Raw genomic sequence first — 17,992 nt, forward strand, 5'->3', positions numbered from 1 at the left:
CGACGGCCGTGTGACGAATCCGGTGGTACACCGGATGGCGATGACTCCCATGGACGCCTCCTCCGCCGACACGTCTCTCCTTCCCCTCGATCAGCGTGCCGCCCTGGGTGGCGGGGCGTCGTTCTGGCGGACGAAGTCCGCGCCGGGCGTCGCGGCGGTGGCGATGTCGGACGGACCCCACGGCGTCCGCTACCAATCGGGTGCGGGTGACCACCTCGGCTTCGGTGCCAGCGACCCGGCCACGTGCTTCCCGCCGGCCGTCGGGTTGGCGCAGAGCTGGGACCCCGACCTGGCGCACCGCATCGGTGGGGCGCTCGCCGACGAGGCGCAGGCTGCCGGTCTCGGCGTCCTGCTCGGGCCGGGCATCAACGTCAAGCGCGACCCGCGCTGCGGGCGCAACTTCGAGTACTTCAGCGAGGACCCGCACCTGTCCGGGGTGCTCGCCGCGGCGTGGGTGCGTGGCCTGCAGTCCGGTGGGGTGGGGGCGTCGCTCAAGCACTTCGCGGTGAACAACCAGGAACACGACCGGATGCGTACGAGCGCCGAGGTGGACGAGCGGACACTGCACGAGATCTACCTCCGCGCCTTCGAGCGGGTGGTCCGCGATGCCCGGCCGTGGACGGTGATGTGCTCCTACAACCGGATCAACGGCGTCTATGCCTCGCAGAACCGGTGGCTGCTCACCGACGTGCTGCGCGACGCGTGGGGCTTCGACGGCCTGGTGGTCAGTGACTGGGGCGCCGTGGCCGACCGCGTGGCCGCCGTCGACGCCGGTCTGGATCTGCAGATGCCCGGTGACACCGCGGGCGACGATGCCGCGGTCGTGGCGGCCGTGTCCGACGGTCGGCTGACCGAGGCGGCGGTGACCCGAGCGGCGGACGCCGTCGCCCGACTGTCGGCCCGGGTCGCGGCGGGCCGGCGCGAGGTCACCGTCGACGTCGACGCCCACCACCGGCTCGCCCGCGAGGCGGCCGGCCGCAGCATCGTCCTGCTCAAGAACGACGACGCCCTGCTGCCGCTCGACCCGAGCCGCGACGTGGCCGTCCTCGGTCCGTTCGCCCGGTCGCCGCGCTTCCAGGGTGGCGGCAGCTCGCACGTGACCCCGACGCGGGTCGACTCACCGCTCGACGAGATCCGAGCCCGGATCGACGGGCGGGTCACGTTCGCCGAGGGGTTCCGCCTCCACGCCGACGGGTCGGCCGACGCCTCAGCCGACGACGGTGCCGCGCTGCGCGCCGAGGCCGTCCGCGTGGCGGGCGCCGCCGACGTGGCGGTGATCTTCGCGGGACTGGCGGCGAGCCAGGAGTCGGAGGGCTTCGATCGCGACGACATCGACCTGCCCGCCGACCAACTCGACCTGATCGCGGAAGTCGCTTCGGCACAACCCAACACCGTCGTCATTCTCTCGGCCGGCGGGGTGCTGCACCTCGCGCCGGTGCACGAGGCGGCCCGCGCGATCCTGGGTGGCGCGCTGCTCGGGCAGGCCGGGGGTGGTGGGATCGCCGACGTCCTCACCGGCGTGGTGAACCCGTCGGGCCGCCTCGCCGAGACGGTCCCGCTGCGACTTCAGGATGCGCCCAGCTACCCGCACTTCCCCGGCGAGCACTCGCGGGTGCGCTACGGCGAGGGGATCTTCGTCGGCTACCGGGGCTACGACGTCCGCGACCAGGACGTGCTCTACCCGTTCGGGCACGGGCTGTCCTACACGACGTTCGAGTACTCGGACATCGCGCTGTCCGCCGATCCGGACGGCGTCGACGCCGTCGTCACCGTGCGCAACACCGGGCGGCGCGCGGGTCGCGAGGTGGTTCAGATCTACGCCTCGGTTCCGGAGTCGTCCACGAGCCGGGCCCCACGCGAACTCGTCGGCTTCGGCTCCGTCGACCTCGCCGCCGGAGACAGTGCGACGGTGTCGGTGCGCGTCGAGCGTCGCGACCTGGCCTACTGGCACGACCGGCTGGACCGGTGGGTGGTCGAGGGCGGCACCTACCGGATCGCGGCAGGTGCGTCGAGCCGTGATCTCCGGATCGAGGCGGACGTCGAGATCGTCGGCGACTCGGTGCGCCAGGACTTCGACGCCGAGTCGACGATCGGTGAGCTGATGTCCGACCCGGTCGGCGCGAAGGTGCTCGAGGAGGTCCTCGCGTCGTTCGGGCCGCTGGGCGAGGACGGCGGCGAGTCGCTGGGCATCGACATGGTTCGCATGGCCGCATCGATCCCGATCGGCCGGGCGGTGCGCAGCTTCGGCGGAGGTGGTGTCTCCGCCGATGACGTTCAGGCGCTGCTGGATTCGATCAATTCTCGCCGCTGAGCAACGTACTCGCCGAGATCTGCGAGAGCGTCGTGCATCCGGTCGCTCGACGACGATCGGGCAGATCTCGCGTCGTTGCACGGCCCCTCGGGCGTGCGGGCGTCCCTCCTGAAGGTTTGGGCAACGCTGAGCGCCCGTTTCCGGTAACCCGAACTTCTGGTGTACCCAACCCAAAAGTACTGGCGCATAGCCATATTCGCGGCAGACGAGTTGCGGCGACACGGGGGTGGCGGCTATGGTGAGCGAAGCGAAGGGGAGTAGCCCCCAATCGGATGATCGACATACTGGCCACGCCCTCGGGCACCGGCCCGGTCATCCGAACCGGCCACGGCCGGTGGGCGAGACCTTCGGCCACGGACCGCGAGGTCGTCGGCCGGAGGTGATCACACTTCCGAGCGGCGCCCCGAGATCGAGGAGTCGACGTGCTCGCTGCTCTACTGCTGAGCTTCGGCGTCATATTCATCGCCGAACTCGGCGACAAGTCCCAGCTCATGGCGATGATGTTCGCGCTGCGCTACCGCTGGTGGGTCGTGCTCGGCGCCATCACGGTCGCGACCACCGCAGTCCACGTGCTGTCCGTGGCCATCGGGCACTTCGTGGGCGCCGCGCTGCCCACCGGACTGCTGGGGATCATCGCGGGACTCATGTTCGTCTTCTTCGGGCTCTGGACACTGCGCGGGGACTCGCTCACCGACGAGGAGCGGACCCGTGCGCAGCGCGCGAGCGCACCCGCCTTCTTCGTCGTGACGTCCGCCTTCATGCTCGCCGAACTCGGGGACAAGACCATGCTCGCCACGATCACGCTGGCGGCGGACAACGACTGGGTGGGCGTGTGGATCGGATCGACCCTCGGGATGGTCGCCGCGGACGGTCTGGCAATCCTGGTGGGCGCGGTGCTGGGCAAGCGACTGCCGGAGCGGACGATCCAGATCGGCGCCGCCGCGCTGTTCATCGCATTCGGCGTGGCGATGCTCGTCGAGGGTTCCGTTCCGACGGCTCCCGTCGCGGTCATCGTCGGGTCGGCCGTCGCGGCCGTGGCGGTGTTCGCGCTCGTCCTGCGCATCCTGCCGGCACGACTGCGGCCGGCGGTCCTGCGTGCCCAGCCCGACGCGGCGGCCGACCTGCCCGGCGATCGGACGTCGACGTCTGCGGGAACGTCGTAGTTCGACGACGCACGCGCGGAAAGCAGTGCAGCGAGAACCTGATTCGGCTCTGAACCGGAACGGGGCAACGGGCCGCTGTTCCCAGCGGCCCGTGTCGGCACCCGTCAGGTGGTCTTGAGGTAGCGGATGAGGAACACCGCCGACACGCCCCCCGCGACGACGGCGATCGCGCCCCAGAAGACGGTCGAGAAGATCAGCGAGCCGGACGAATACCCGACGCCCGAGAGCACGGACATCGAGTAGAACAGCCAGAAGACGCGGTACAGCGACCACAGCGCAGTGAGCCCGGCGGAGATGCCGATCAGCAGGCTCCGTGAGCGATCGACGCGGCTGACCTGCTCCTGGACACGAGTGAGAACGGTGTTCATCGGTTGCTTCCCTTCTTCGCGAGGCCCTGGTGGCGTCGGCACGGGATGAGTACATCCGGGCGTCGCGGCTACCGATCCCAAGATCCGTGGCGCCACCGACTGCGTCAACGTCGAGACACCGACCGAGATCCGGTGTACAGATTCCTGAAGTGTTGCTCCCGGCGCAGTGGGCGCGGGGACGACCCCACGACGGAGGAGCGCACGCGTGACCATCAGGACTGCCATCGGCGTGGCCATTGCAGCACTGGTCGTCGCCACGTCGGGCACCGTCGGTGAGGTGCCCAATTCGCACGCCGACGCCTATCCCACGGGGCCGGTGACCATGACGGCCGGTGCGAATCCGGGAAGCGGATTCGACCTCACGATCCGCTCCGTCGTCGACACCCTCCAGAGGGAGGGGCTCGTGAACGTGCCTCTGCCCGTTCAGAACAGGCCCGGAGCCACCGGCGCCGACTTCCTCGCCACGATGATCGACCAGTACCGCGGCGCCGACGACCAGGTATCGGTGACATCGCTGTCGATGATGCTCAACCAGTTGCGCGGCGTGTCGCCGTACGGATACCGCGACGTCACCATGATCGCCCGTCTGATGACGGAGTACTTCGTCGTGGTCGTCCCGGCGGGATCGCCCTTCGCGAATCTGACCGACCTGATGGCCGCCATCAGGTCCGACCCGTCGCGCGTCGCCGTCGCCGCTGCGGGTGACGACCACGCCCCGTTCGACCTCCTCGTCGCCGCAGCGGGTGCTGACCCCGCCTCGGTCGACTACGCCGACTTCGAGGGTGGCGGCGACCAGACCTCGGCGCTGCGCGACGGACGCGCAGCCGTGGCGATCTCCGGCGTCAGTGAATTCGTGGACCCGCTGAAGGCGGGAGACCTTCGGGCGCTGGGAGTGTTGGCCGAAGACCGGCTCCCCGGTCTCGACGCTCCGACGGCCAGGGAGCAGGGGCTGGACGTCACCCTCTCCAACTGGCGCGGTCTCTATGGGCCGCCCGGAATGCCTGCGGTCGCCGTCGCGTACTGGCAGCGGGTGCTCGGCGAGATGGTGCTCACGCCCACCTGGCGCGACATCGCCGAACGCAGTCAGTTCACCACCACCTTCATGGTCGGCGACGAATTCCAGACCTTCCTGGCCGAGACGCAGGCCGACGTGGCGGCCGCGATCGCGGAGGAGCGCCGCTGACGGTCAGCGCGGGCGGAACACGCCGGCGGTGGCCAGCGCCACCCGGCGGTGTGCGCGCTCCCTGTCGTCGCCGAAGCGATCGATGGCCCAGGAGATCGCGGTGACGAGTTCGAAGAGTTCGTCGGCCGTGACGGCCTCGGATGCCGTCCCGTCGCGTCGGGCACGGTCGAGGAAGTCGCCCGTGCGATTGGTGAGACGGGTGGCGACGCTCTGCACGGGGGAGGTCGAGTCCTCGATGGACGTGGCGATGCACGTGGGCAGGTCGTTCCAGATGCGCAGCTGCCACGCGAGACGGCCGAGCCACTCGCGCAGGGCGTCGTCCGCCGCCGTCGCGCGCTCGAGTTCCGCCGAGTCGTCGAGCAGTTCGCCGATGCTCGTCTCGATCACCGCGGCGAGGAGGTCATTGCGGGTGGGGAAGTTGCGATACAGAGTGGCGTTGCCGACGCCTGCGGCGGTGGCGATTCCGTCGATGGGTGCGTAAATGCCCTCGACCTCGAAGACCGCCTGAGCAGCGTGGAGGATCGCATCCCGGTTGCGTCGCGCGTCCGCCCGGAGGGGTCGCGCCGGTTGTGTGGTCACGGTCACACCTCCGCGCCTCGACAAAGTGGGGAGTGTCCCCACATACTCGAACTGGGGAGTTACCCCACTTAGGCTGAACCCTACCGCAGGAGTGACGATGGCAGAGCGACTCGATGGTCGGACGGTGCTCGTGACGGGCGCCAACGGCGGACTCGGCGACCAGTTCGTGCGACAGGCCCTCGAGCGTGGGGCTCGTCGGGTGTACGCCACCGCGCGGAACCCGAAGGTCTGGGGCGACGACCGCATCGTGCCGCTCGCGCTCGATCTGACCGACCGGGCCTCGGTGGCCGCAGTGGCGGAGGCCGCCACCGACGTGGACCTCGTCGTGAACAACGCCGCGATCGCTCCGGCCGACGACGCTTCGGTGCTCACGGGCGACGAGGACGTGGCGCGCCGCGTCTTCGAGACCAACTACTTCGGCAACCTGCGCGTCGCGAAGGCGTTCGCACCGGTGCTGGCCGCCAACGGCGGCGGCGGGTTGCTCAACGTGCTGTCCCTGGCCGCGTGGCTTCCGCTGCCCACGGTGTACGCCGCGTCCAAGGCGGCGATGTGGTCGGCGACCAATGCGCTGCGGGCGGAGCTGGCACCCGCCGGGACCGTGGTCACCGGCGTGATCGTGGGGATGATCGACACGCCCATGACGACCCGCTGGGACGTGCCGAAGGTCAGCGCCGAGAGTGTCGTGGGTCAGGCGTACGACGGTGTCGCCACCGGCGCATTCGAAGTCCTCGCCGACGACGACTCCCTCGACGTCAAGTCCCGCCTCAGTGACGGTTCGGAGGCCTTCAACGCCTACCTCGCCGTGAAGCTCGCCGGCTTCGACGCTGCCGCCACGGCGTAGCGGAATGCGCTGACCAGGTCCGGCGTTGGACATCGTGTAGCACCAGCAGATCGCTTGGCTTCACGATCACGAAGGACCTGTTTTCCCATGCGCGCCATAGTTCGACTCATGACCCCGCTGCTCGCGGCAGGAGCAGCCGCGGTAGCGATCGTCGCGGCTCCCGCCGCGGCCGCAACCCCGCTCTCCTGCGCCGACGTCGGTTCGGCCACCCAGTGCACCTCGCCGGGCAACAGCCAACTGACGGCCGTCGCCCCGCACGTGCAGATCTACCCGCAGTTCATCATCATTCACCGAAACCACCGCTAACCCGTTCCGCACGACCACTCCGGCCCGCCAGCGATCCGTCGCGGCGGGCCGGTTCGCGTGCGGGCCTAGCCGGTTCGGGAGTGGGGGAGCGCCCAGGCGCTGCCCTGCTCGCGGTCCAGCACGGTGAGGCTCTTGTTCTTGAGCCAGAACACGTAGACCGACAGGCTCACCGCGATCACCACGGTGACGTAGACGATGAACCAGCCGACGTTGCCGCCCGACTTCGCGCCCTGATATAGCAGCGGTGCGGTGCCGCCGAACGCCGAATTGGCCAGCGCGTAACCCAATCCGACGCCCAGCGCCCGAATCTCCGCGGGGAACAGCTCCGCCTTCACGATCGCGTTGACCGACGTGTATCCGGTCAGGATGACGTACCCGACCGCCGTCAGCGCGAACGCCACCAGCGGCGAATGGGTCTGCGGCAGGTACGTCAGGAGGACGTAGGTGTAGAGCACGCCGCCGATGCCGAAGAACACCAGTAGCGGCTTGCGGCCGACCCGGTCACTGAGCAGTCCGCCGAGGGGCTGCAGCAGCATCAAGAAGATCAGCCCCAGCAGGTTGATCCACGTACCCGTCAGCGCCTGGTCCTTGCCGAACGTCGACTTGACGATCGCCGGTGCGTTGATCGTGTACGTGTAGAACGCGACCGTGCCGCCCGCGGTGATCAGGAAGACCATCAGCAGTGGTCGCCAATGAACGGTGAACAGCGTCTTGAGCGAACCCGCCGCCTGATCCTTGCCGGCGCGGATGGCGTCGAGGTGCGACTCGCTCAGCGACTCGTCCATCGACCGGCGCAACCACAGCACGACGAGCGCGGCGATGCCGCCGATGAAGAAGCCGATACGCCAACCCCAGTCGGTGACGGCGTCGACGTCGAGCGCGCTGAGCGCGATCAGAAGCGTGAACTGCGCGAGGACGTGACCGCCGACGAGCGTGACGTACTGGAACGACGATAGGAAGCCCCGTCGGTTCGCGGTGGCTGCCTCGGACATGTACGTCGCCGACGTGCCGTACTCGCCGCCGGTCGCGAAGCCCTGCACGAGCCGCGCGGCGATCAGGACGATGGCCGCCCAGTATCCGATGACGTCACGGGTCGGCATGATCGCGACCAGGAAGGAACACGCGGACATGATCGTGATGCTCAGCATCAGGGCGGACTTGCGTCCGCGCCGGTCGGCGTAGCGGCCGAAGAACCACGAGCCGACCGGTCGCATGAGGAACGTGACCGCGAAGATCGCGTAGATGTAGAGCGTCGAGTTCTCGTCGTCCTGATCGAAGAACTGCGCCTCGAAGTACGTGGCGAAGACGGTGTAGACGTAGACGTCGTACCACTCGACCAGGTTGCCGGCCGATCCTCGTACGGTGTTCAGAACCGCCCGGCGCGTGGTCGTCGGCGCGCGAGTCGGACCGCTGGGCGCGAGGGGGCTTTCAGTCGCATCGGTCATCCGCGGAAGGATACGGAACCGTCGGCGCACCCGGGCCGGTTCTGTGTCGCGGCGCCGGAGATCGGAGCAGTCCCCGCGAACGTGACGTGGTTGCGACGGAGGACGTGTTTTCCCGCAGTGGCGTCACGCTGGTGGGTATCCTGCGGCATGGAACCTTCCCAGAGCACGACGCGCGAGGGCGCGCACATCAGTCGTGATGGTCGGTCGGCCCGGCGAACGCCGGCGGTCGCCGCCCTGTTCGCCGCCGCAGTGTTGCTCACGGGGTGCGCGGCCAGCGCGTCGGCACTCGGCGTGCACACCGCGCGCGTGACCATCGACGGGAAGGCGCTCGGCGAGCAACCGACGATCACGTGCAACCAGACCGGGTGGGTCTGGTTCATCGAGACCGAGGAGAAGTCCCCGGGATTCACCGCGCAGGTGCAGACCGGCGGCGAGGTGACCCCACTGTCGGTACAGCTCACCGGTCTCGACGGCTTCACCGGCGGGTTCTCGACCGCGACCTTCGGTAACGCGAAGGCCGAGATCCGCAACGACACGGTCACCATCTCGGGGTCCGCCGAGGGCACCTTCGACGACGGCACCTCGCGGACACCCGGAACCGCGAAGTTCGAGATCCGTACCAGCTGCTGAGGATTCGCGCCCGTCAGTCCTCGATGCGGAAGCCGACCTTCAGGGACACCTGAAAGTGCGCCACGGCGCCGTCCTCGATCTCGCCGCGCACCGACGCGACCTCGAACCAGTCGAGGTTGCGGGTGGTGCGTGCGGCGCGGCTGATCCCGTTGCGGATGGCGGTGTCGATCCCGTCGGGTGACGTGCCGACGATCTCGATGACGCGGTAGGTGTGCTCACTCATGTGCTGAGTCGATCACGTATGCGACGGCGGCGGGGCGGAAAAACTCGACGGGATTCTCAGCGGGGGTTCTTCTCCCCGGCCTCCACCGCGACGCCCAACCTGTTCTCCGCGGGTGCCACCGGGCACGTCGCATAGTCGGTGAACGAACACGGCAGGTTGGCCGCCCGGTTGAAGTCGAGGACGACGACGCCGTCGGGCTCGGGGGCGCTCACCGCCAGCGACCTGGCGGCCGGATAGGTGGTCACGCCGCTCGTGGCATCGGTGAACAGCACCTGCAGGCCGCCCTGCTTCCCGACGAACGCAACGAGCCGGTGGGTCGACCCGTCGACCTCGAAGTCGACGACGCCGACGGCACTGTGGTGGTGCTCGAGACCTTCGACGACCGCACCGGTCGTCACCGTCGACGGCTCCGCATACGGGGTGAACCTGCCCTCGACCCGCCACCGTTCGCTCGGCGGATAGGCGGGGATGCCCTCGAACGCGGCCAGCTGCGGCGACTCGGGGTCGTGCACCCGCAGGGCCACCGAACCGGTTCGGCGGATCACCTCGATGCGACGGCGACCGTCCTCGACGAGCAGTCCGGGTGCCCCCTCGACGGGTTCGAGCCGCGTCGTCCCCTCGATGCCCTCGACGTACACCGCGTCGGCGTCGGCGCGCCACCGACCCGGGAGGTCGGCGATGGTCTCGAAGTCCTCGGAGAGCCAGTGCAGGCCGGTGATGGCCACCCAGCCCAGAGGTTCGGCGTAGTAGCGTTCGCGCTCCTCGTGCCACTGCGCCCACTCGGCGGCGAAGTCCGTCCGATCGGTGATGGTCATCATCGGTCCCTTCAGTGCGGTTGTCCGGCAACCAGATTGGGTGGTGTCCCGCCTGCGACATAGGCGTCGATCTGGCGGCGGGCCACCTGCCATGCCCGCTCCCAGGCGCCCGCGGTGCTGCCCGCGACGTGCGGGGTGAGGATCAATCCGGGCGCGGACCACAGCGGATGGCCGGCCGGCAGAGGCTCTGGTTCGGTGACGTCGAGGGCGGCGCGCAATCGCCCGGAGACCAGTTCGGCGAGCAACGCCTCGGGATCGACCGCGCTGCCACGCCCCGCGTTCACCACGACGGCGCCGTCGCCCAGCTTGGCCAGGAACCCGGCGTCGACGAGGTGGCGCGTCTCGTCGCTGTCGGGCAGCATCGCGACCACGACGTCGGCAGTCGGCAGGAGCGCGTCGACTTCTCTGAGCGCGACGACACCCGGCCGTGCGCTCCGCCCGACCAGGGTCACCTCAGCCTCGAACGGCGCGAGCCTCGCGGCCAGGTTGGCGCCGAGATCACCAGCGCCCAGCACGACCACGCGCTTGTTGATCAGGGTCTCGGTGTGTCGTGGCCGCCAGACGCCCTCGGCCTGGTCCGCGGCGAACGTGGGCAGCTCGCGGTAGATCGCGAGCAGCACGGCGACCGTCCACTCGGCCGTCGAACCACCATGCGCGCCACGACCGTTGGACAGCATGACGCCGTCGGGAAGATGGCGGAGCCACTGCTCGTAGCCGGCGTTGAGGGTCTGCACCAGGCGCAGGTCGGTCAGCTCGGCGAACCTCGCCCCGATGGCGTCGGCGTGTTCGAAGCCGACGACCACCACCGGCGCGTCGACGTGGTCGGCGGGCCACGGCTCGCCGGGCTCGTAGCGGACCGCCTCGATCGTCGTCGAATCCGCCAGCGCCTCGAGACCCAGGTCGTCGGGTACCAGTACCTTCACGGTCGTCCTCCTTCCCCGGGCCCAACCACGCGGGCGCGCCGGGTATTTCGTCGGCCGTCAGACGTCGGAACTCTCCCGCCACAGGTCGATGCCGGAATCCGAGGCGTAACGGTCGATCTCGGTCAGTTCCTTCGGCGAGAACTCCAGGTTGTCGAGCGCGGCCAGGTTCTCCTTCAGCTGCGCGACGCTCGACGCCCCGATCAGCGTGGAGGTCACCGCGGGATCGCGCAGCACCCAGGCCAACGCGAGCTGCGCCAGGGACTGTCCGCGACGTTCGGCGATGCCCGCGAGCCCGCGAAGCCGACCGAGCACCTCGTCGGTGACCAGCTCGTCGTCGAAGGTGGGTCGGGCCGTCGCGCGGTCGACGTCGCCGGCCGGCTGCTCGAGGTAGCGGTTGGTCAACAGGCCCTGCGCGAGTGCGGTGAACGCGATGGCCCCCATGCCGGCCTTGCCGAGTTCGGCGGTGAGCCCGCCCTCGATCCACCGGTTCAGCAGGGAGTAGGACGGCTGGTGGATCACCAGCGGTGTCCCCAGCCGGCTCGCGATCGCCGCCGCCTCGGCTGTCTTGGCCGCCGAGTAGGACGAGATGCCCACGTAGCGGGCCTTGCCCGACCGCACGGCCGTGTCGAGTGCGCCGATGGTCTCCTCGAGGGGGGTCACCGGGTCGATGCGGTGCGAGTAGAAGACGTCGACGTAGTCCAGGCCGAGACGATCGAGCGAGGCATCAAGGCTCGCAAGCAGATACGCCCGTCCGCCGAGTTGTCCATAGGGGCCCGGCCACATGTCCCAGCCGGCCTTGGTGGAGATGATCAGTTCGTTGCGGTACGGCTTGAAGTCGCGTCGCAGCATCCGGCCGAAGTTCTCCTCGGCCGACCCGTAGGGCGGGCCGTAGTTGTTGGCCAGGTCGAAGTGCGTGATGCCGTGGTCGAAGGCATAGCGCAGGATCTCGCGCTGCCCGTCGAAGGGGCGGTTGTCGCCGAAGTTGTACCAGAGTCCCAGCGACATCGCGGGCAGCAGCAGGCCGGACGTGCCCACCCGGCGATAGGGCATCGCGTCGTAGCGGTCTCGCGCCGCCACCCAGGGGTCGTTGGTGAAGGGGACGTCTGCGATGGCGAGGTCTTCGGACATCACCCCATCGTATTCACCGGACCGCCGCGCGCCATGCCCTCACGGCTCGCCGTGCGCGCGGAACACGTCGATGGCCCGCACCGTCTTCAGCATCACGATCGGGATGTGGCGGGTCGTGGACGACTGGTAGGCGAGGTAGGGCGGGTAGAGATGGGTCATGTAGGACCAGACGGAGTGCCGCTCGTCGTCGACGGGTTCCCGCCACGTGGCCTCGAACGCCTGGGTGGCGATCTGAACGTCGATCGTCTCGCTGTCGAGGATGTTGAGGTACCACTGGGGATGGTCGTCGGCGCCGCCCTTGGACGCGACGATCACGATCTCCCCGGCGACGTTGCCGTAGATCAGCGGGGTGACTCGCGGTGTGCCGGACTTGCGCCCGGCGCACCGGATCAGGCAGTGGGTCGTCATCGCGTGCCCACCCACCGAACTGATGTCGACGACGTGCCCCTCGGCGCCACCGGATCGCAGGTAGGTGTTCAGGTGCTGCCGAGTCCAGTCGCCGACTTCGGCTCGGATGGCTGCGGCGTCGGCATCGGCCATTGCGGTGTCTCCTGATGGGTGGTCGGGGCCGTCAGGCCGGTGCGGGTGCGTCGTCGTCGGCGGTCAGCGGTCGGGCGATGGACTCGAGACTCTGCCCTTCGGCCTTGACGCCCAAGAAGATCTCGACGACGCCCGCGATGACCATCAGAGCACCCCCGAGGAAGTATCCGGGTGCGATCCCGGTGATGTCGCCACTTCCGGACGCGTTCTCGATCAGGACGCCGAACAGGAGCGGACCCGTGATGCCGCCGACCGCGGTGCCGATCGCATAGAAGAACGCGATGCAGAGCGCGCGTGTCTCCATCGGGAACACCTCGCTGGCAGTCAGATACGCCGAACTCGCTCCCGCCGAGGCGAAGAAGAAGATGATCGCGCCGAACAGCGTCAGGGTCACCGCGGTGACCGAGCCGAGGAAGAAGCCGACGACGGCGAGCAGGACACCGGACAGGATGTAGGTGCCCGCGATCATCCGGACCCGGCCCACGGTGTCGAACAACGGGCTCAGCGCCAACGCCCCGATGAAGTTGCTGGCGGCGAAGATCGCGATGTAGTAGCCGGTCTGCTCGACGCCGAAGAAGGTCGAAAGGGTGTCGCCGTAGGTGAAGTAGAAGGCGTTGTAGAGGAAGGCCTGGCCGACGAACAGGGCAAAGCACAGCACGGTCCGCCGGGGATACATTGTGAACACCGTCTTGGCGATGAGGGCGATGCCGATCGTCTTGCGCTGCCGGATCGTGATGGTGTCCGACACCTCCGCCAGAGGCCCCTTCTCGCGGGTGATGCCGTCCTCGATCTGGGCGACGATGCGCTCACCCTCGTCCTCCCGGCCGTGGATGAACAACCAGCGCGGGCTCTCGGGGACGTGGCGGCGCACCAGCAGAACGCCGACGCCGAGTATCGCCCCGAGACCGAACGCCAGTCGCCAGCCCCACTCGGCGTCGATCACCGTCGGGTCGAGCAGTGGAATGGTCAGCAGCGCACCACCCGCCGCGCCGATCCAGAAGGAGCCGTTGATGACGACGTCGACCCGGCCCCGGTACTGCGCGGGGATCAGTTCGTCGATGGCGGAGTTGATCGCGGCGTACTCCCCACCGATCCCCGCCCCGGTCAGGAACCGCGCCGCGAAGTACCACATGGGGTTCATCGAGAACGCGGTCAGCACGGTCGCGAAGATGTACACGCCGAGAGTGACGAGGAACAGCTTCTTGCGGCCGAAGCGGTCGGTGAGCTGGCCGAAGAACAGCGCGCCGACGCATGCGCCCGCCACGTACACCGCACCGGCGAGACCGATCTGCGAGCTGCTCAGCCCGAGTCCGGTGTCGGTCGACTTCAAGGCGTCCGACATCGACCCGACGATGGTCACCTCGAGGCCGTCGAGGATCCACACGGTGCCCAGGCCGATGACCACGAGCCAGTGCCATCGCGCCCACGGCAGCCGATCCATGCGCGCCGGGATGTCGGTCTCGATCCGACCGAGTTCGACTCCAGATGCCATCCCGACCTCCCCGGTGCGCGCCCGAGGTCCGGAGTGCCACCGGCAACCGTCGTTCAAACCCGTCCACGAGAGACTGTGGACCCACGGGCGGATCGACGTACGAGCGACGAACGGTGACGGGTGATGAACGCGAGCGGGTGGCGGCGCGGCGGCGACCACTACTACTGGCTGACCGCCTTCCTCGCCGCCCACGACCTGCAGAGGCGGACGTGCCGCGCCGTCGCGGCGAGCATCTTCGGTCTCGGTGCGATCGGTCCGATCCTCTCGCTCGGCGTGCTCGGGCCCGGCAGCGCCGCGGGGATGGTCGTCATGGCCGGGGTGTCGTCGTGCTGCGTCGTGATGGCGCTGCTGTGGCTGCGGCCGGGCTGGCCGAGCCGGCGCGTCTCGTGGGCCTGCGTGGTCGTGGGCACCGTGTGCATCGCGGCGTCGTCCATCGTCGTCCCGTCGCACTCCCTGGGCATCCTGGGTGTCACGACGTACGCGGTGCTCGGGTCCTTCGTCGTGGTGTTCCACTCGCTGCGACTGCTGATCTTCACGTGGACCGTCGGGGCGGGCGCGCTGGCGTACCTGGCGGTGCGCCTGGCCGAGGACGACGTGTCCATGGCGGTGGCCACGGTGCTGTTGATCGTCCTGGTGAACGTGTTCGCCGTCTTCGCCTGCCGCATGGTGGTCCGGCTGATCGCCAACGACACGCCCTACGGCGACCTCGAGCCGGTCACCGGCCTGCCCGGTCGGCACGCCTTCTTCGAGAGGGTGTCGGGTCTGATCGGGGCCCGCACCCGCGACGACGACCGCCAGCTCGTCGTCGTCGTGGTCAACCTCGACGGGTACTCGCTGATGGTGGACGTGCGGGGCCGGGCCGAGGCCGACGGCGCACGCGTCGGCGTCGCCAGGGCCCTCCGTGAGACCGCCCGCCGGGACGCGGTCATCGCACACCCCGGCGACGCCGAGTTCTGGGTCGCCGATCTGTTCACCACCCGCGACCCGCATCCGCTGGCCGAGCGCATCCGCGGAGCCGTCGCGAACTCGCGCTCGGGGTTGACCGCCAGCGTGGGCGTGGTGTGCACGCCACTCGAACCGCTGGCCGCGGTGCCCACCGACGACGTCGTCGAGGAACTGCTGAACATCGCCATCTCGGCCATGTTCGAGGCGCGCCGGGCCGGCGGAAACCAGACGCGCGACGCCATCGACCCCGCACTGACGGTGCTGGCCCCGCCCCGGGAGGACTGACCGGACGCGGGTCGCGCTGGTGCGCTGACCGGCGGGTTCCCATGGTGTGACGTACGAGACAGGGGTCCGGGCGTGCGTTATCGGCCGCCGGCCGCGTCCAACCAACATGACGAACAACAACGGACACGACTCGGCAGGATCCCTCGTGGGCGCGGGGCCCGTCGCCGGTGAGACGCTCAAGGACCGGACCAGCTGGCCGGGCTACGGGTTGATCGTCCTCAGCCTGTTCGCCCTCGCGTCGGGTCTGACGGCGCTGGCCACCGGCCACGGTGGTCCGGCCGCCGGGGCGCTCACCGTCGCGGTGATCGCCATGGTCGCGGGCATCGCCTGGACGGTGGTCCGGCACCGGCGGCTGTCCCTCCAGATCAGCACCGGGACCCCGGAACGTCCCGAGGACCTCGGCCCGGTCACCTAGGCGGCGTCGGCTCCGGCGCTGACGCGCGCGATAATCTCTGCCCGTGGTCCTCGAACACACCCCGTCGATCCCCGATGACGACGACGTCCCGGGCGAGATCGTCGTGCACGACGAACTGCCCTCGACCGACGGGGTGGCCGTCCAGCCCATCGACCAGGCCCTCCAGGGCGGCGCGCCGCAGCGCGTCGGCCGGTTCGAGTACCACTACGCCACCGACACGTGGACGTGGTCGGACACCGTCGCCCGGATGCATGGGTACGAGCCCGGCGAGGTCACGCCCACCACCGAACTCGTGCTAGGCCACAAGCACCCCGACGACCTGGCCAAGGTGAAGGGACTGCTCGTGCAGTCCGCCGCACCGTTCAGCAGCAGGCATCGCATCATCACCACGGGCGGCGACACCCGCAGCGTCGTCGTCGTCGGGGAGGCCGTCACCGGACCCGACGGTGAGACGACCGCGACGCGCGGCTTCTACATCGACATCACCGCCAGCGTCGACTCCGAGATCCAGCAGACCGTCAGCGAAGAACTCTCGGTGATCGTCGCCCATCGGGAGGTCATCGACCAGGCGAAGGGCATGCTTCAGCTGCTGTACGACCTGGATGCCGACGCCGCGTTCAGCGTGCTCCGGTGGCGGTCGCAGGAGACCAACGTCAAGCTCCTGGTCATCGCCGAGAAGCTCGTCGCGGAACTGCCCGGACTGCTGAAGGTGCCGGACGGCGCACGCGTTCCCGTCGACCACTACCTGATGACGCTGCAGACCCCGGACGAGCAGTAGGTCACTCGGGCGCGCCGAGCCGTCCCGATAGGCGGTCCCGCCGGTCGGCCGAGTCGGCGTCGAGGCCGACGATCTCGACCTCCTTGCCCCGGGCCCGGTACCTCGTCGTGACCGCATCCAGGGCGGCGACGGTCGAGGCGTCCCAGATGTGCGAGTCGGTCATGTCGATGACGACGTGGTGTGGGTCGCCGGTGTAGTCGAACTGGTAGACGAGATCGTTGCTCGAGGCGAAGAAGAGCGCGCCGGTAACTCGATAGACGACGGTGTCGTCGTCGGTCTCGGGTGTGTCGACCTTCTCGACGGTGACGAGGTGGGCGACGCGGCGGGCGAACAGGACCATCGCGGTGACGGATCCGACGATCACGCCGTAGGCGAGGTTGCTGGTGGCCACGGTCACCACCACGGTGGCGACCATCACCAGCGTCTCGCTGCGCGGCATTCTGCGCAGGGTGGACGGGTGCACGCTGTGCCAGTCGAAGGTGCCCACCGACACCATGATCATCACCGCGACGAGGGCCGCCATCGGGATGGTCCCGACGACGTCGCCGAGTCCCACCACCAGCCCCAGCAGGAAGAGCCCGGCCAGGAACGTCGAGATGCGGGTGCGTGCCCCCGACACCTTCACGTTGATCATCGTCTGGCCGATCATGGCGCACCCACCCATGCCGCCGAACAGCCCGGTGACGACGTTCGCGACACCCTGCCCCCACCCCTCGCGGGTCTTGTTGCTGTGGGTGTCGGTGATGTCGTCGACCAGCTTGGCGGTCATCAGGGACTCGAGCAGGCCGACCAGCGCCATGGCCAACGCATAGGGAGCGATGATCGCCAGCGTCGCGGCGGTGAGCGGAACCTGGGGGAGCAGCAACTGCGGGAGGCTGGACGGCAGCTCGCCCTCGTCGCCGACGTTGGGGACGTGCAAGTGGAAGATCACGACCACCGAGGTGAGGAGCACGATGGCGATCAGCGGGGCGGGTATCGCCGTGGTGAGCCTGGGCAGCAGGACCATCACCAGCAGCGCGGCGGCCACCAGCGGATAGACCAGCGCGGGGACGCCGATCAGGTAGGGCAGCTGCGAGGCGAAGATGAGGATCGCCAGCGCATTGACGAAACCCACCATGACGCTGCGGGGGACGAAGCGCATCAGTCGAGCCACGCCCGCGGCGCTCAGCGCGATCTGCAGTACACCCGCGAGGAGCACCGTGGCGATGAGGTAGTCGAGTCCGTGCTCGCGGACCAAGGGTGCGATCACCAGGGCGACGGCGCCGGTCGCCGCCGAGATCATGGCCGGCCGGCCTCCGGTGATGGCAATGGTCACCGCCATCGTGAAGGACGCGAACAGACCCACCCGCGGGTCGACGCCGGCGATGATCGAGAACGAGATGGCCTCCGGGATGAGCGCCAGTGCCACGACAAGCCCGGCCAGCACCTCGGTCTTCAACCGTCGGGGGGACCGCAGCGCGGCCAGCACCGACGTGCTCGGATCGCCGGCCTCCCGGATCACCGGTGCGGGCTGGGGGAGGGACACGACGCCGAGCGTAGTCAGTTCGTGCGTTCGCGCCCTTCGGCGGTGGCGCGCACGAGTGCATCGGTCAGCAGTTCGCGGACATGACCGTCACGACGGC

Annotated in this window: 19 protein-coding genes; 9 read left to right on the top strand and 10 right to left on the bottom strand. The window is 69.2% G+C overall.

The annotated features are described in order from the left end of the window. The first annotated feature begins 40 nt into the window (after positions 1-40). Both G6N64_RS15310 and G6N64_RS15315 read left to right on the top strand, forming a co-directional pair. Complete coding sequence (locus G6N64_RS15310) at positions 41-2,311, top strand: glycoside hydrolase family 3 C-terminal domain-containing protein (protein ID WP_163801829.1); 2,271 nt, start codon at positions 41-43, stop codon at positions 2,309-2,311. Between the two features lie 422 nt (positions 2,312-2,733). Continuing rightward, on the top strand, positions 2,734-3,474 hold the full coding sequence (locus G6N64_RS15315) for a TMEM165/GDT1 family protein (protein ID WP_163797826.1): 741 nt from the start codon (positions 2,734-2,736) through the stop codon (positions 3,472-3,474). A gap of 104 nt (positions 3,475-3,578) precedes the next feature. Here the strand turns inward: G6N64_RS15315 and G6N64_RS15320 are convergent, their stop codons facing one another. Continuing rightward, positions 3,579-3,842, bottom strand: a complete 264-nt coding sequence (locus G6N64_RS15320) for a hypothetical protein (protein ID WP_163797827.1) — start codon at positions 3,840-3,842, stop codon at positions 3,579-3,581. A gap of 205 nt (positions 3,843-4,047) precedes the next feature. Here G6N64_RS15320 and G6N64_RS15325 point away from each other — a divergent pair, with 205 nt between their 5' ends. Next, positions 4,048-5,025, top strand: coding sequence for a tripartite tricarboxylate transporter substrate binding protein (locus G6N64_RS15325; RefSeq protein WP_163797828.1), 978 nt, complete (start codon positions 4,048-4,050; stop codon positions 5,023-5,025). 3 nt (positions 5,026-5,028) lie between these two features. On the opposite strand, the gene G6N64_RS15330 is transcribed toward G6N64_RS15325, so the two are convergent. Next, the gene (locus G6N64_RS15330; protein ID WP_163797829.1) at positions 5,029-5,604 is read right to left on the bottom strand and encodes a TetR/AcrR family transcriptional regulator; all 576 of its coding nucleotides are present in this window, start codon (positions 5,602-5,604) and stop codon (positions 5,029-5,031) included. Between the two features lie 97 nt (positions 5,605-5,701). Between G6N64_RS15330 and G6N64_RS15335 the strand changes: the two genes are divergently transcribed. Together G6N64_RS15335 and G6N64_RS15340 are read left to right on the top strand one after the other, a co-directional pair. Further along, positions 5,702-6,445, top strand: coding sequence for an SDR family oxidoreductase (locus G6N64_RS15335; protein WP_163797830.1), 744 nt, complete (start codon positions 5,702-5,704; stop codon positions 6,443-6,445). A 108-nt stretch (positions 6,446-6,553) separates the two neighbouring features. After that, complete coding sequence (locus G6N64_RS15340) at positions 6,554-6,751, top strand: hypothetical protein (RefSeq protein ID WP_163794992.1); 198 nt, start codon at positions 6,554-6,556, stop codon at positions 6,749-6,751. Between the two features lie 65 nt (positions 6,752-6,816). Here G6N64_RS15340 and G6N64_RS15345 read toward each other — a convergent pair whose 3' ends face one another. Further along, entirely contained in the window at positions 6,817-8,196 is a 1,380-nt protein-coding gene (locus G6N64_RS15345; RefSeq protein ID WP_163797831.1) for an MFS transporter, read from the bottom strand. A 147-nt stretch (positions 8,197-8,343) separates the two neighbouring features. Between G6N64_RS15345 and G6N64_RS15350 the strand changes: the two genes are divergently transcribed. Then, positions 8,344-8,826: a lipoprotein LpqH gene (locus G6N64_RS15350; protein ID WP_163797832.1), complete on the top strand. Its 483-nt coding sequence runs from the start codon at positions 8,344-8,346 to the stop codon at positions 8,824-8,826. 13 nt (positions 8,827-8,839) lie between these two features. Here the strand turns inward: G6N64_RS15350 and G6N64_RS15355 are convergent, their stop codons facing one another. Genes G6N64_RS15355 through G6N64_RS15380 form a run of 6 tightly spaced genes read right to left on the bottom strand, consistent with a single transcriptional unit; the run spans position 8,840 to position 13,947 of the window. Further along, a complete protein-coding gene (locus tag G6N64_RS15355; RefSeq protein ID WP_163797833.1) occupies positions 8,840-9,049 on the bottom strand; it encodes a dodecin in 210 nt (69 codons plus the stop codon). 56 nt (positions 9,050-9,105) lie between these two features. Continuing rightward, entirely contained in the window at positions 9,106-9,867 is a 762-nt protein-coding gene (locus G6N64_RS15360) for a DUF1684 domain-containing protein (protein ID WP_409370807.1), read from the bottom strand. A gap of 8 nt (positions 9,868-9,875) precedes the next feature. Further along, positions 9,876-10,787, bottom strand: coding sequence for a 2-hydroxyacid dehydrogenase (locus G6N64_RS15365; protein ID WP_163797835.1), 912 nt, complete (start codon positions 10,785-10,787; stop codon positions 9,876-9,878). Positions 10,788-10,844: 57 nt separating this feature from the next. Then, entirely contained in the window at positions 10,845-11,915 is a 1,071-nt protein-coding gene (locus G6N64_RS15370; RefSeq protein WP_163797836.1) for an aldo/keto reductase, read from the bottom strand. A 39-nt stretch (positions 11,916-11,954) separates the two neighbouring features. Beyond that, positions 11,955-12,455 (bottom strand): nitroreductase/quinone reductase family protein, encoded by a 501-nt coding sequence (locus G6N64_RS15375; protein WP_163797837.1) that lies wholly within the window; start codon positions 12,453-12,455, stop codon positions 11,955-11,957. Positions 12,456-12,486: 31 nt separating this feature from the next. Then, entirely contained in the window at positions 12,487-13,947 is a 1,461-nt protein-coding gene (locus tag G6N64_RS15380) for an MFS transporter (protein WP_163797838.1), read from the bottom strand. A gap of 123 nt (positions 13,948-14,070) precedes the next feature. On the opposite strand from G6N64_RS15380, the gene G6N64_RS15385 reads away from it, so the two are divergent. The 3 genes from G6N64_RS15385 (at position 14,071) to G6N64_RS15395 (ending at position 16,370) form a co-directional block, all read left to right on the top strand. Further along, positions 14,071-15,177, top strand: coding sequence for a GGDEF domain-containing protein (locus tag G6N64_RS15385; protein WP_163797839.1), 1,107 nt, complete (start codon positions 14,071-14,073; stop codon positions 15,175-15,177). Positions 15,178-15,322: 145 nt separating this feature from the next. Next, complete coding sequence (locus G6N64_RS15390; protein WP_163797840.1) at positions 15,323-15,592, top strand: DUF1129 domain-containing protein; 270 nt, start codon at positions 15,323-15,325, stop codon at positions 15,590-15,592. A 43-nt stretch (positions 15,593-15,635) separates the two neighbouring features. Beyond that, positions 15,636-16,370, top strand: coding sequence for a PAS and ANTAR domain-containing protein (locus tag G6N64_RS15395; RefSeq protein WP_163797841.1), 735 nt, complete (start codon positions 15,636-15,638; stop codon positions 16,368-16,370). A 1-nt stretch (position 16,371) separates the two neighbouring features. Here G6N64_RS15395 and G6N64_RS15400 read toward each other — a convergent pair whose 3' ends face one another. After that, positions 16,372-17,895 carry a SulP family inorganic anion transporter gene (locus tag G6N64_RS15400; protein ID WP_246230662.1) on the bottom strand — a complete coding sequence of 508 codons (1,524 nt, stop codon included), beginning with the start codon at positions 17,893-17,895 and terminating at the stop codon, positions 16,372-16,374. Between the last annotated feature and the right edge of the window lie 97 nt (positions 17,896-17,992).

Source organism: Mycolicibacterium sediminis (assembly GCF_010731735.1).
GTDB lineage: Bacteria > Actinomycetota > Actinomycetes > Mycobacteriales > Mycobacteriaceae > Mycobacterium > Mycobacterium sediminis.